Here is a 13,026-nt window from a genome sequence, read left to right on the forward strand (position 1 = left end):
AAATCTCCCTAAACTTTACAGCAAACCGGCATGCTTCAGCGCGCCAGCAACGATGTCACGACCGTGGTCGGTAATCGGTGTCATTGGCAGACGCAGCGTGTCGGTTGCTACAAGTCCCAACTCCTTACATGCCCATTTCACTGGGATCGGATTGGGTTCGACAAATAATTTATTGTGCAATGGCATCAGACGCTGATTGACCACGCGAGCGTCATCAAAGTGACCCGCAGCCGCCAGTTTACACATTTCCGCCATATCGCGGGCCGCAACGTTCGCCGTTACGGAAATCACACCGTGACCACCGAGCTGCATAAAGTCCAGCGCGGTCGCATCGTCGCCGCTCAGCAGAATAAAGTCGTCTGAAACCAGCTCTTTGATCTGATGAACGCGGCTTAAGTTCCCCGTTGCCTCTTTAATCGCGATAATATTTTTTACTTTCGAGAGACGGCCAACGGTTTCCGGCAGCATATCGCAACCGGTACGGGACGGCACATTATACAGAATTTGCGGCAAGTCAGTATGTTCAGCGATGGCTTTGAAATGCTGGAACAGACCTTCCTGAGTAGGACGGTTGTAGTAAGGGGTCACCGTCAGACAGCCCACGATGCCGCTGTCGTTAAAACGTTGGGTCAGGCTAATAGCCTCTGCGGTTGCGTTCGCACCCGTACCTGCGATGACCGGGATACGCCCGTCAGCCAGTTCGAGGGTCAACATAACCACATCGCCGTGCTCTTCGTGGCTCAGCGTTGCAGATTCACCGGTAGTCCCTACCGAAACGATCGCCGAGGTTCCATTGGCGACATGGTAATCAATCAGCTTTTTCATGCTGGACCGGCAGACGTTACCTTTTTCATCCATCGGTGTAACAAGCGCGACAATACTTCCCGTGAACATGGGCCATCCTCTGTGCGAACAAGAGTCTCAATGTTACGTTTGGAACTGTAATAAAAGCAAGCGACCTGAGGCTCTCAGGCGGTTGTATGCATGTTTTTTTTATGCTTTCCTTAGGAAGACTTAACCAAGCAAAGGAAGAACAGGTTTGACAACCTCATCACAACATTACCTGGTTATCACTGCGCTGGGTGCCGACAGGCCGGGTATTGTGAACACCATCACCCGTCACGTCAGCAGCTGCGGCTGTAATATCGAAGACAGTCGTCTGGCGATGCTGGGCGAAGAGTTCACGTTTATTATGCTGCTTTCCGGGACATGGAACGCCATTACGCTGATTGAATCGACCCTGCCGCTGAAAGGCGCCGAGCTGGATTTACTGATTGTGATGAAGCGCACCAACGCGCGCCCACGTCCGGCAATGCCCGCAACCGTCTGGGTGCAGGTTGAAGTGCCTGATTCCCCCCATCTGATTGAGCGCTTTACCGCGCTTTTTGACAGCCATCAGATGAACATTGCCGAACTGGTTTCCCGCACGCAGACCAGCGATAGCAACAATCTTCCGGTGCTGTTTATTCAAATTACCGCGCACAGTCCTGCCTCGCAGGATGCATCAAATATTGAGCAAGCGTTCAAAGCCCTCTGTACAGAATTACACGCGCAGGGCAGTATAAGCGTCGTCAATTATTCGCAGCACGAACAGGATGGAGTTGAGTAATGAATCCACTGAAAGCCGGTGACATCGCACCGAAATTTAGCTTACCGGATCAAGACGGCGAGCAAGTAAATTTGACCGACTTCCAGGGACAGCGCGTTCTGGTCTATTTCTACCCGAAAGCCATGACCCCGGGCTGTACCGTACAGGCCTGCGGCTTACGCGACAACATGGACGAGTTGAAAAAAGTCGGTGTGGAAGTGCTGGGTATCAGCACCGATAAACCAGAGAAGCTGTCACGATTTGCGGAAAAAGAGGTCCTGAATTTCACCCTCCTTTCCGATGAAGACCACCAGGTTTGCGAGCAGTTTGGCGTCTGGGGCGAGAAGTCCTTTATGGGCAAGACCTATGACGGCATCCACCGTATCAGCTTCTTGATCGACGCTAACGGTAAAGTTGAGCACGTATTTGATGATTTCAAAACCAGCAATCACCACGACGTGGTGTTGAAGTGGTTGAAAGAGAGTGCTTGATAAACAGCAAAACGGCAACCCAGGTTGCCGTTTTTAGTGTTTTCCCCCTCTCCCCGTGGGAGAGGGTCGGGGTGAGGGCATCAGGCCGCACAAAAACTACTTCTCTTCTACTGCCGGCACATCCGGCCATGCATGCACGACCGCTTTAATCAGCGTCGCCAGCGGAATCGCAAAGAACACGCCCCAGAATCCCCACAGACCGCCGAAAATCACCACGGATAAGATAATCACCAGCGGGTGCAGGTTTACCGCTTCCGAGAACAGCACCGGCACCAGCAGGTTACCGTCAAGTCCCTGAATAATCAGGTAGACCGCGAAACAGCTCCAGAACTCGGTGCCGAGGCCAAACTGGAACAGCGCGACGCCCACTACCGGAATAGTCACCACGAAGGCGCCGATATACGGAATGAGCACGGAAAGCCCCACCAGCACCGCCAGCAGCAGCGAATAGTTCAGGCCGAAGATCAGGAAGCCAATCCAGGTCGCCACGCCCACCACAATCATCTCAAGCACTTTGCCGCGAATGTAGTTGGTGATCTGCTGGTTCATCTCTTCCCATACCTGCCCAGCCAGCCCGCGATTGCGCGGCAAAATGCGCCTGACGGCGTTCAGCATCTGGTCTTTATCCTTAACCAGGAAAAATACCATGAGCGGGACGAGTACGAGATAAACCGCCAGCGTCAGCAGCCCGACCAGCGAGGCCAGAGAGTATTTCACCACCGAGTCGCCCATCGTCATGATGCGGGCGCGCATATTTTCAGCCATCGCATCAATGATCCCGGCATCCATCAGGGCCGGATAACGACGCGGCAGCGTGGCGGCGAAATCAGACAGCTTGTTCAACATGCCGGGCATATCGCGGATGAGGTAGATCCCCTGCTGCCAGGCGATGGGCATCACCACAAATGACATCAGCAATAATATGCCGACAAACAGCACCAGCACGATGCTGGTCGCCCAGCGGCGGGAACAGCCGATATTTTCCAGACGTGCCGTGGGCCATTCCAGCAGATACGCCAGCACAATCGCCACCAGCAGGGGGGCCAGCAGGCCGCTAAAGAAGAAAAGAATACCGAACCCGGCAAGCAGAATAACCAGTAGAGCAATGGCCTCCGGGTCGCTAAAACGACGCCGATACCACTGCATTAACATTTCGAGCATACAACCCTTCCCTGAATCGGATGGCGGGAGTGAGAATGTGAATTGTATCGAACTGTCACAAAAAAGACTTTCCTTTTTGTATCACTGTAACGATTCGCAAAACCCTGATGAATGGGATTTTCTTCATGCGACAACACGGCTACACTCGCAGAGCAGTGGAGATGAACGATAAGACGGTTCATCGGTCAAATTAGCACATCCAAAATACAGGACAGTGGTTATGTTCAGGCAGTTGAGAAAAACACTGGTTGCAACGCTGATTGCCGCAATGGCGGTCGGTCAGGTCATGCCTGCTTTTGCTGACTCGTCCGATTCATTGCCGGATATGGGGACCACGGCAGGAAGCACGCTCTCTATTGGGCAAGAGATGCAGATGGGTGATTACTATGTCCGCCAGCTGCGCGGCAGCGCCCCGCTGATCAATGACCCCTTGCTGGTGCAGTATATTAACGGCCTGGGGATGCGCCTGGTTGCCCACGCCGACTCGGTGAAAACGCCCTTCCACTTCTATTTAATCAATAACGACGAAATCAACGCCTTCGCCTTCTTTGGCGGCAACGTGGTGCTGCATTCGGCGTTATTCCGCTACTCCGACAACGAAAGCCAGCTGGCGTCGGTGATGGCGCACGAAATTTCTCACGTCACCCAGCGCCACCTGGCGCGCGCAATGGAAGACCAAAAGCGTAACGCCCCGCTCACCTGGGTGGGCGCACTCGGCTCCATTCTGCTGGCGATGGCCAGCCCGCAGGCCGGGATGGCGGCACTGACCGGTACGCTGGCGGGAACGCGTCAGGGCATGATCAGCTTCACGCAGCAAAACGAGCAGGAAGCGGACCGCATCGGTATCCAGGTGCTCCAGCGCTCGGGCTTTGATCCGCAGGCGATGCCGAGCTTCCTCGAAAAACTGCTGGATCAGGCACGTTATTCGACGCGTCCACCCGAAATTCTGCTGACGCACCCGCTGCCGGAAAGCCGCCTGTCGGATGCCCGTAACCGCGCCAACCAGATGCGTCCGGTGGTAGTCCAGTCGTCGCAGGATTTCTATATGGCGAAAGTCAGAACGCTGGGAATGTATAACTCCGGGCGTAACCAGCTCACCAGCGACCTGCTGGACGCGCTGGCAAAGGGCAACGTGCGTGAGAAAAATGCCGCGCAGTACGGGCAGGCGCTGCAGGCGATGGAGGCCAGTAAATACGACGAGGCGCGTAAAACGCTGCAGCCGCTGCTGGCCGCCGATCCTAACAATCCGTGGTATCTCGACCTTTCAACCGATATCGATCTGGGGCAGAAAAAAGCCACCGACGCCATCAACCGTCTGAAAGGGGCAAAAGACGTGCGTACCAACCCGGTGCTGCAGCTCAACCTGGCGAATGCTTACCTGCAGGGCGGTCAGCCGGGCGAAGCGGCGACCATCCTGAACCGCTACACCTTTAACAATAAAGACGATCAAAACGGCTGGGATCTGCTTGCTCAGGCCGAGGCCCAGCTGGGCAATCGCGACCAGGAGCTTGCGGCGCGCGCCGAAGGCTTTGCGCTGGTCGGGCGTCTTGACCAGGCCATATCTATGCTGAGCAGCGCCAGTTCGCAGGTCAAGCTCGGCAGCCTGCAGCAGGCGCGTTACGATGCGCGTATCGATCAGCTGCGCGGGCTGCAGCAGCGCTTCAAGCCGTACGAGAAGATGTAATCAAGGAGATGTCATGACAGACGCGGTAAAAATCTACCATAACCCCCGCAGCTCCAAGAGCCGCGACACCCTCAGCCTGCTGAAGTCTAACGGCGTCGATCCGGAGGTGGTGCTGTATCTGGAAACGCCACCGGACGCGAAGACGATCCGCCACCTGCTGAACATGCTGGAGATGGGCAGCGCGCGCGAGCTAATGCGCCAGAAAGAGGATCTGTATAAGTCGCTGAATCTGGACGATGCGCATCTTACCGAGGAGCAGCTGATTCAGGCGATGGTTGAAAATCCAAAGCTGATTGAGCGCCCGATTGTGGTCGCCAACGGCAAGGCACGCATTGGTCGCCCGCCGGAAGACGTGCTGGACATTATCTAATCTTTACGCCGCAGCCCTTCCAGAAAGGCCTGCGGCGTGCTGTCTCCCAGTTTTTTCTGCGCTTTTCCCCGGTTGTAAAATTCACACAGCTGAACCAGCAGTTCCCCGACAGGGGTCGTTTTTACCTGCGGAATAACGTCGTGTAAGGGCACCGTGACCTGCACCGCGCCGTGCTTTTGCGACCGTATTTTTACCTCGACGTCCTGCGCCGGAAGCTCCAGCTGAAAGCCGAAAGTCTCAACGGATTGTATATCAGCCGGGCAAGCCTCAAGCAGCGCCTGCGTCCAGTGGGTAAGCAGCTGGGGCGAGAGTCCCGCGTAAAGCCGGGCGTAGCACCAGCCGCTTACCGGCTCACGCGCCCACAGCAGGTGCTGCTCCCCGCCATCGTCCATGTGCAGCGACAGGGGCTGATGATGCAGAACCAGCTTATGCGGCACGATGCCCGCCTTCAGCGCCTGTTTCCCCTGCGGGCCCGCGTCCTTGGGTTTTGCGGAGACAGGTTTAAGATAGCGATTCAGCGTTGCCCGGGAAACCGGGATGCCCAGCACCTCGTTCACCAGCAGCAGCAGCTCGTCCAGCGGCGCGCCCAGCATGTCGCGCAGGGCGTTCACCAGAGCGATCTGCTCCTGTCTCATCGCTTTGTGTATCACCTTCGGCGTAGTCTGGTTATCAGAAACCTGCTCGCGGTTGCGCCAGCGCCTGACGGTGGTGACCGAGATCCCTAACTCAACGGCCAGCTCCCGGTCGCTTTTATCAGACTGCTGAAGGTAGCGACGAATACGTGGCGTCGTAGTGGCATTAGCGTGCAGCTTAATTTCCATCGCATGAATCCCCGAAACCAATCTTGTGAGATTTATATCACATCAGCGAATGCTTTGTGACCGATTTCACCTTTCGTTCGCCACGCTTCACTGATAATCCCCAGACATAACACAAACAACACCCCTCAATCTTGTACGGAGTTCACAATGAACAATGTTCTGGGATTTCTAGAAGCAAAACTGATGCCGCTGGCGGCCAAAACGGCCCAGCAGCGTCATCTGGGCGCCATTCGCGGTGCCTACGTGTCATTCATGCCGTTTATCATCGTCGGCTCTATTCTGCTGGTGATCTCGTCGTTCCCGAATCAAACCTATCAGCAGTTTATGTCTCAGGCCTTTGGTGAGAGCTGGAGCGCCATTATCGAAATTCCGTTTAACGCGGTGTTCTCCACCATGTCGCTGTTTATCAGCTTCCTGGTGGCGTTTCGCCTGGCGGAGCACTACGGGGAAGACCGCATCTCCTGCGGCATTCTGGCGCTGGTTGCGTTTCTGATCCTGACTCCGTTTATTAAGGTGGCGGAAAACGGCGGCATCACCGTGATGCCGGTGGAGTGGATCGGCAGCAAAGGGCTGTTCGTGGCGATGATTGGCTCGCTGATCTGGACGGAGCTGTTCTGCTGGCTGAAGCGCAAAAAGCTGGTGATCAAAATGCCGGACGGCGTGCCCCCGGCGGTGCAGGAGTCGTTCGCCGCGCTGATCCCGGCCCTGCTGGTGATGATTCTGGTGCTGGGTATCCGCATCGTCTTTGAAAACACCCACTACAACACCATTCACCAGTTTATCTATGAGGTCGTCGCCACGCCGGTGCGCCACTATGGCACCTCCTACTTTGGCGCGCTGATGACGGTCTTTAGCATCACCATTTTGTGGTCAGTGGGCATTAACTCCGGCTCGATGATCAACGGCATCATTCGCCCGCTGTGGATGGAGAACCAGACGGACAACATCGCCGCCATTCAGGCAGGCACGACGCCGCCGCACATCATCACCGAACAGTTTTTTGACATGATCTGGATGGGCGGCGCGGGCGCAACGCTGTCGCTGGTGATTGCGATGCTGATTTTCGCCCGCAGCAAAAACATGCGTGAAGTGGCGCGCCTCGGCGCGGGGGCATCGGTATTCAACATCAACGAGCCGATTCTGTTTGGCCTGCCGGTGATCATGAACCCGATCATGCTTATCCCGTTCAACCTGGTGCCGCTGGTGCTGGTTACCGTGCAGTATGCCGCAATGAAGATTGGCGCGGTTGCCGTGACCACCGGGGTATTTATTCCGTGGACGCTGCCGCCGGTGATCAGCGGCTTTATCGTCACCGGACACCTGAGCGGCAGCGTCATGCAGCTTCTCAACCTGCTGATCGGCGCCATGCTGTATCTGCCTTTCATGCGTATCCTGGATAAACAGTACCGCGCGGCGGAAGTTGCCAGCGTTACGCAAACCGACACCACCCTTGCAAAACAGGAGTAAAGCATGTGGGGAATTATCGCAACCTGGCGAATGGCGCTTGAGGGCGTAACGGAGTCTGCGTCTGCGCTGGCTGCGGGCAAACCGGTCGCGCCGGCGGTGGTTGATGCCGTGGCTGCCGTCGAGGACTTTCCTTTCTATAAATCCGTCGGCTACGGCGGCCTGCCCACCGAAAACGGCGAGGTGGAGCTGGACGCCGCCTATATGGATGGCGACACGCTGGCGTTTGGCGCGGTAGGCAATCTGGTGGATATCGCCAATCCGGTGCGCGTGGCGCACGCGCTCAGCCGTCAGCGCTACAACAGCCTGCTGGTCGGCCAGGGCGCGCGCGAATGGGCGCTGAGCCAGGGCTTTGCCGATAAAGCCATGCTCACCGACCGCGCCATGCAGCACTACCGAAAACGCTGCCGCGAAACGCTGGATAAGGGCTTAAGCCCCTACGACGGGCACGACACCGTCGGCATTATCGGCCTCGATAAACAGGGTTCGATGAGCGTCGCCACCTCCACCAGCGGCCTGTTTATGAAAAAGCGCGGCCGCATCGGTGACTCGCCGATTATCGGCTCCGGCTTTTACTGCGACAGCGAAACCGGTGCCGCCACCGCCACGGGCGTCGGTGAAGACCTGATGAAGGGCTGCACCAGCTATGAAATCGTCCGCCGAATGGCGCAGGGCATGACGCCGCAGCAGGCGGCAGACTCCGTGGTGTTCGAACTGGAGGACAGGCTGATGTCGCGCTTTGGTCGCGTGGGCGATCTCTCCGTGGTGTGCATGAACAACAGGGGCGAATTTGGTGCTGCCACCAACATCAAAACATTTTCGTTCGTGGTGGCGTCGGCTCGCCAGCCCCTCACCGTTTATCGTACCGAGCGCCTGCGGGAGAAAACGCATTACCAGGCCGTGGATGACGAATGGATGCAGGCCTATGCCGCGCGGATCCGCGCGCCGATTGAGGAGCAATAATGATTACCTATCAGTTTATCACCGCGCTTTCTGACGCGAAGCCGCAGAGCCACTTGATTGCCCGCGCGAGCAGTCACCTTCTGCCGCAAAATGCGCTTGTCGCAGAAATGCGCGAGTCTGACGGCATCGCGGATACCCGCTTTGGCTGTGCCCCGTTTGCCCGAATCACCCTGCTGCCCGACGCCCTCTGGCAGGATAGCCTGACCGAAGGATTACTGACGGCGCTGCGCCCGCTGCTGGCCTCGCCCGTCAGCCCCGAGCTGATACTGGACGTGACTGATATCGACGACGTGGTGCTGGCGCAGGTGCTGCGTTTTCTCTTTAATCAGGCGCACCGGCTGAGCGATTTGCAGTTGAAGAAAACCAGTGACACGGCCCGTCTTGAGCGCATCACGGCGCTCTGCTTACCCGAACAGCAGGACCGGCTGGCGATTATTTTCCGCCAGCAGCAGGCCATCGCCCACGGCATGGTCGCGGCGCGACGTCTGGCGGATATCCCGTCCGACCGCTGCACGCCGCAGTTTATGGTGGAAGAGGCGCAAAAACGGTGTGCCGCCAGCCCTGCCCTGCGGTGTGAGGTGCTGGATGAAAAGCAAATCGTTGAGCAGGGACTTGGGCTGCTGCACGCCGTCGGCAAAGGGGCGACCTGTCCGCCGCGCCTGCTGGCGATTCATTATGACGGTGCCAGCGACGGCCCGGTGCGCTGCTATGTCGGCAAAGGCATTACCTTTGATACCGGCGGCCTGTGGCTGAAGGAAGGCGCGGGCATGTACACCATGAAATACGATATGTGCGGCGCGGCTAACGTGCTGGGATTGATGCTGACCGTCGCAGAACTGGAGCTTCCCGTGCGCATCATGGGCGTGCTGGCGCTGGCGGAAAACGCCATCGGGCCGGACGCCATGCAGCCCGGCACGGTGGCTACGGCCTGCAACGGCACTACGGTTGAAATCAACAACACCGATGCCGAAGGGCGGCTGGTGCTGGCGGACGCCATCGCCTGGGCCAGCCAGCGGCACCCACAGGCTCAATATATTATTGATATAGCGACCTTAACCGGTGCGGTGGTGAAGGCGCTGGGGTATGAGCTGAGCGGGTTAATGACGCAGGATGAGCCGCTGCGCGCGGCTTTGACGCTGGCGGGTAAGCAGAGCGGCGATGAAGTGTGGTCCCTGCCGCTGGACGCGCGGCTGAAAAAGCAGACCGACAGCGCGATTGCCGACCTGTGCAACACGCCGACCAACAATGCGGCGATTAGCGCCTCGGCGGCGTGGCTGCTGCACCACTTCTGCCCGCCAACTGTTCCGTGGGCGCATCTGGATATTAGCGGTACGGCGCTGTGGCGAGAAAACGGACGGAGCGTGGCGTCGGGAAGGCCGATTCCACTGCTGGTTGAGCATCTAATGGGAGATCTTTAGCCGGGTGGCGGCTGCGCCTACAAGGTATGACGGGTTTTCGTAGGCCCGGTAAGGCAAAGCCGCCACCGGGCAAAAAAACTCAAAGCTTAAGAATATCTTTCACAAACGGGATGGTCAGCTTGCGCTGGGCGGTAATGGAGGCGCGATCGAGCTGATCGAGCGTGTCGAACAGGGTGCGCATTTCGCGATCCAGTCGTTTAAGCAGGAAACGGCCCACGTCCTCCGGCAGCTCAAACCCACGCTGCTTTGCGCGCAGCTGTAGCGCCTGAAGCTTGTCTTCATCCGACAGCGGCTGCAGCTTGTAGATTTGCCCCCAGTCCAGACGAGACGCCAGATCCGGCAGCCCCAGGTTGAGCTGGCGCGGGGGACGATCGCCGGTGATCAGCAGCCGGGTTTTGCCCGATTCCAGAATTCGGTTGTAGAGGTTAAAGATCGCCATTTCCCACGGCTCATCCCCCGCCACGCATTCGATATTATCGATGCAGACCAGCGAGAGGTGTTCCATTCCCTCCAGCACCTCGGGCACAAACCAGGTACGCTTATCCAGCGGCACGTAGCCTACCGCGTCACCGCGCGCTGAAAGCTCCGCGCAGGCGGCATGCAGCAGGTGGCTGCGCCCCGCGCCTTCGCGTGACCAGATATAGATGTATCCGCTGTGATCCTGGCGCAGCACGTTTTGCAGTGCAGCCAGTAAAGAGGGGTTATCGCCCGGCCAGAAACTCGCGAAAGTTTCGTCGTCAGGAAGATAAAGTGGCAGAGAGAGCTGTGCCGGTCCGTTCAGAAATACCTCAACCAGAGATCCTACGTAAAATCGGAATGGAGTTTAACACGGAACCAGCAAGGAGAGAACCGGGCGATCCCTCGCCCGACTTTTCGATCAATGTGGTGCTTTTTCGCTGTCGTCCGCGTCCAGAATTTCTTCTTCAGGGCGCAGAACGGAAATCAGCTTGAAGATCAGGCTCAGGCCCACGCCAACGATGGTCGCCAGCGCCATGCCCTTCAGCTCAGCGGCACCGATGTGCACCTTCGCGCCGCTCACGCCGATGATCAGGATAACGGAGGTCAGGATCAGGTTCTGCGCCTTGCTGTAATCCACTTTGGATTCAATCAGCACGCGGATACCGGAGGCACCGATCACCCCGTAGAGCAGCAGAGAAACGCCGCCCATCACCGGCACCGGGATGATCTGAATCGCCGCAGCCAGCTTGCCGACGCAGGAGAGCAGAATGGCGATGATTGCCGCCCCGCCGATAACCCAGGTGCTGTAGACGCGGGTGATCGCCATTACGCCGATATTCTCACCGTAGGTGGTGTTTGGCGTGGAGCCGAAGAAGCCGGAGATAATGGTCGAGAAGCCGTTGGCAAACATGGAGCGGTGAAGGCCCGGGTCGCGGATTAAATCGCGCTTAACGATATTCGCCGTCACCACCAGGTGGCCGACGTGCTCCGCAATCACCACCAGCGCCGCAGGCAGAATGGTGAAGATGGCAAACCACTCGAAGCGCGGGGTGTAGAAGGTTGGCAGCGCGAACCAGTGCGCCTGAGCAATCGGGGTGGTATCCACCACGCCCATCATGAAGGAGAGCGCGTAGCCCGCCAGCACGCCGATCAGGATCGGGATAATTGCCATAAAGCCGCGGAACAGCACGGAGCCAAACACCGTCACGCCCAGCGTCACCAGCGAGATGATAATGGTTTTGGAATCCGGTGACTGGCCGTCAGCAGGCAGCAGGCCAGCCATATTCGCCGCGACGCCCGCCAGCTCAAGACCGATGACGGCAACGATTGCGCCCATCGCCGCAGGCGGGAACATCACGTCCAGCCAGCCCGTACCGGCTTTCTTCACGATGAAGGAGACCAGGCAGAACAGCACGCCGCACATGATAAAGCCGCCCAGCGCGACTTCGTAACCCAGCGGCAGCAGAAGCAGAACCGGTGAGATAAAGGCGAAGCTCGATCCCAGATACGCCGGGATCTTACCTTTACAGATGAAGAGATACAGCAGCGTACCGACGCCGTTGAACAGCAGCACGGTGGCCGGGTTAATGTGAAACAGGATTGGCACCAGCACGGTTGCGCCAAACATGGCGAACAGGTGCTGCAAACTAAGCGGGATAGTCTGTAAAAGTGGCGGTCTTTCACTCACCCCGATAGCACGGCGCGTCATAGTGTTTTCCTCTGAGTTGTATTGTTATTGGCGTTTTATTCAAAAAAAAGCCGACTATCAAAGTCGGCTTCTTTATCGTTATTCGATTACTTAGTACCAAAAATCTTGTCGCCGGCATCGCCAAGCCCCGGGATGATGTACCCGTGCTCGTTCAGCCCCTGGTCGACAGACGCGGTATAGAGTTCAACGTCCGGGTGCGCTTTTTCCAGCGCCGCGATACCTTCCGGTGCCGCCACCAGAACCAGCACCTTAATGCTGCTGCAGCCCGCCTGCTTCAGCAGGTCGATGGTAGCGATCATAGAACCGCCGGTTGCCAGCATTGGGTCAACCACCAGCGCCATGCGCTCGTCGATGTTGGACACCAGCTTCTGGAAGTAAGGCACTGGCTCAAGGGTTTCTTCGTTGCGGTAGATACCCACTACGCTGATACGCGCGCTTGGCACGTGCTCCAGCACGCCTTCCATCATGCCCAGACCGGCACGCAGAATTGGCACTACGGTAATTTTCTTCCCTTTGATCTGCTCAACCTGTACCGGGCCGTTCCAGCCTTCGATGGTCACTTTTTCGGTTTCGAGGTCAGAGGTCGCTTCGTAGGTCAGCAGGCTGCCCACTTCAGAAGCCAGTTCGCGAAAACGCTTCGTGCTGATGTCATGCTCACGCATCAGGCCCAACTTGTGTTTAACGAGTGGGTGTTTCACTTCCACAATCTTCATTCTCTTTCTCCTCTGAGGTGGCATCCGCAAAAAAATCGCGGGATTATACCGCTTTTTTCGGATTAGGCCATACCCATGTTGCTTGACGTGCATCAATCAAAAATGAAAAAGCCGGAGGCTGGGCTCCGGCTTGGGTGCGAGATTCTGCCGGGTGGCGCTAACGCTTACCCGGCCTACACGTCCCGT

General features: G+C 57.4%; 13 protein-coding genes. 7 read left to right on the forward strand and 6 right to left on the reverse strand.

The features are described 5' to 3' along the window. Positions 1–15: 15 nt before the first annotated feature. Complete coding sequence (gene dapA, locus VPX56_RS16140; protein ID WP_263609775.1) at positions 16–894, reverse strand: 4-hydroxy-tetrahydrodipicolinate synthase; 879 nt, start codon at positions 892–894, stop codon at positions 16–18. 145 nt (positions 895–1,039) lie between these two features. Between dapA and VPX56_RS16145 the strand changes: the two genes are divergently transcribed. Together VPX56_RS16145 and bcp are read left to right on the forward strand one after the other, a co-directional pair. Beyond that, entirely contained in the window at positions 1,040–1,609 is a 570-nt protein-coding gene (locus VPX56_RS16145) for a glycine cleavage system transcriptional repressor (protein WP_131634761.1), read from the forward strand. Beyond that, positions 1,609–2,079: a thioredoxin-dependent thiol peroxidase gene (gene bcp, locus VPX56_RS16150; RefSeq protein ID WP_131634760.1), complete on the forward strand. Its 471-nt coding sequence runs from the start codon at positions 1,609–1,611 to the stop codon at positions 2,077–2,079. Before VPX56_RS16145 ends, bcp begins: the two co-directional genes overlap by 1 nt. Before the next feature lie 96 nt (positions 2,080–2,175). On the opposite strand, the gene VPX56_RS16155 is transcribed toward bcp, so the two are convergent. Continuing rightward, entirely contained in the window at positions 2,176–3,240 is a 1,065-nt protein-coding gene (locus tag VPX56_RS16155; RefSeq protein ID WP_263609774.1) for an AI-2E family transporter, read from the reverse strand. A 220-nt stretch (positions 3,241–3,460) separates the two neighbouring features. On the opposite strand from VPX56_RS16155, the gene bepA reads away from it, so the two are divergent. Together bepA and arsC are read left to right on the forward strand one after the other, a co-directional pair. Further along, the gene (gene bepA / locus VPX56_RS16160) at positions 3,461–4,924 is read left to right on the forward strand and encodes a beta-barrel assembly-enhancing protease (RefSeq protein ID WP_131634758.1); all 1,464 of its coding nucleotides are present in this window, start codon (positions 3,461–3,463) and stop codon (positions 4,922–4,924) included. Between the two features lie 13 nt (positions 4,925–4,937). After that, the gene (arsC, locus tag VPX56_RS16165) at positions 4,938–5,294 is read left to right on the forward strand and encodes an arsenate reductase (glutaredoxin) (protein ID WP_326467620.1); all 357 of its coding nucleotides are present in this window, start codon (positions 4,938–4,940) and stop codon (positions 5,292–5,294) included. Here the strand turns inward: arsC and VPX56_RS16170 are convergent. Further along, positions 5,291–6,115, reverse strand: coding sequence for an XRE family transcriptional regulator (locus VPX56_RS16170; RefSeq protein ID WP_326467622.1), 825 nt, complete (start codon positions 6,113–6,115; stop codon positions 5,291–5,293). The two genes, arsC and VPX56_RS16170, sit on opposite strands and share 4 nt — an antisense overlap. A gap of 147 nt (positions 6,116–6,262) precedes the next feature. On the opposite strand from VPX56_RS16170, the gene celB reads away from it, so the two are divergent. Genes celB through VPX56_RS16185 form a run of 3 tightly spaced genes read left to right on the forward strand, consistent with a single transcriptional unit; the run spans position 6,263 to position 9,960 of the window. Then, complete coding sequence (gene celB / locus VPX56_RS16175; RefSeq protein ID WP_131634755.1) at positions 6,263–7,582, forward strand: PTS cellobiose transporter subunit IIC; 1,320 nt, start codon at positions 6,263–6,265, stop codon at positions 7,580–7,582. A 3-nt stretch (positions 7,583–7,585) separates the two neighbouring features. Next, on the forward strand, positions 7,586–8,542 hold the full coding sequence (locus VPX56_RS16180; RefSeq protein WP_326467624.1) for a glycosylasparaginase: 957 nt from the start codon (positions 7,586–7,588) through the stop codon (positions 8,540–8,542). Continuing rightward, a complete protein-coding gene (locus VPX56_RS16185; RefSeq protein WP_326467626.1) occupies positions 8,542–9,960 on the forward strand; it encodes a leucyl aminopeptidase family protein in 1,419 nt (472 codons plus the stop codon). The genes VPX56_RS16180 and VPX56_RS16185 overlap by 1 nt, the downstream gene beginning before the upstream one ends. A 79-nt stretch (positions 9,961–10,039) precedes the next feature. On the opposite strand, the gene VPX56_RS16190 is transcribed toward VPX56_RS16185, so the two are convergent. The 3 genes from VPX56_RS16190 to upp form a co-directional block, all read right to left on the reverse strand. Beyond that, on the reverse strand, positions 10,040–10,741 hold the full coding sequence (locus VPX56_RS16190) for a DnaA inactivator Hda (RefSeq protein WP_211438414.1): 702 nt from the start codon (positions 10,739–10,741) through the stop codon (positions 10,040–10,042). 96 nt (positions 10,742–10,837) lie between these two features. Beyond that, a complete protein-coding gene (gene uraA, locus VPX56_RS16195; protein ID WP_326467628.1) occupies positions 10,838–12,127 on the reverse strand; it encodes a uracil permease in 1,290 nt (429 codons plus the stop codon). Between the two features lie 86 nt (positions 12,128–12,213). After that, positions 12,214–12,840, reverse strand: coding sequence for a uracil phosphoribosyltransferase (gene upp, locus VPX56_RS16200; RefSeq protein WP_022648979.1), 627 nt, complete (start codon positions 12,838–12,840; stop codon positions 12,214–12,216). Positions 12,841–13,026: the final 186 nt, after the last annotated feature.

Origin of the sequence: Enterobacter wuhouensis (assembly GCF_035835995.1) — a bacterium.
Taxonomy (GTDB): Bacteria; Pseudomonadota; Gammaproteobacteria; order Enterobacterales; family Enterobacteriaceae; genus Enterobacter; species Enterobacter wuhouensis.

What these genes read in the sequence shown, in the direction of transcription:
- dapA (WP_263609775.1), bottom strand. Translation starts at nt 894, where the DNA reads ATGTTCACGGGAAGTATTGTCGCGCTTGTTACACCGATGGATGAAAAA.
- bcp (WP_131634760.1), top strand. Translation starts at nt 1,609, where the DNA reads ATGAATCCACTGAAAGCCGGTGACATCGCACCGAAATTTAGCTTACCG.
- VPX56_RS16155 (WP_263609774.1), bottom strand. Translation starts at nt 3,240, where the DNA reads ATGCTCGAAATGTTAATGCAGTGGTATCGGCGTCGTTTTAGCGACCCG.
- bepA (WP_131634758.1), top strand. Translation starts at nt 3,461, where the DNA reads ATGTTCAGGCAGTTGAGAAAAACACTGGTTGCAACGCTGATTGCCGCA.
- arsC (WP_326467620.1), top strand. Translation starts at nt 4,938, where the DNA reads ATGACAGACGCGGTAAAAATCTACCATAACCCCCGCAGCTCCAAGAGC.
- VPX56_RS16170 (WP_326467622.1), bottom strand. Translation starts at nt 6,115, where the DNA reads ATGGAAATTAAGCTGCACGCTAATGCCACTACGACGCCACGTATTCGT.
- celB (WP_131634755.1), top strand. Translation starts at nt 6,263, where the DNA reads ATGAACAATGTTCTGGGATTTCTAGAAGCAAAACTGATGCCGCTGGCG.
- VPX56_RS16180 (WP_326467624.1), top strand. Translation starts at nt 7,586, where the DNA reads ATGTGGGGAATTATCGCAACCTGGCGAATGGCGCTTGAGGGCGTAACG.
- VPX56_RS16185 (WP_326467626.1), top strand. Translation starts at nt 8,542, where the DNA reads ATGATTACCTATCAGTTTATCACCGCGCTTTCTGACGCGAAGCCGCAG.
- uraA (WP_326467628.1), bottom strand. Translation starts at nt 12,127, where the DNA reads ATGACGCGCCGTGCTATCGGGGTGAGTGAAAGACCGCCACTTTTACAG.
- upp (WP_022648979.1), bottom strand. Translation starts at nt 12,840, where the DNA reads ATGAAGATTGTGGAAGTGAAACACCCACTCGTTAAACACAAGTTGGGC.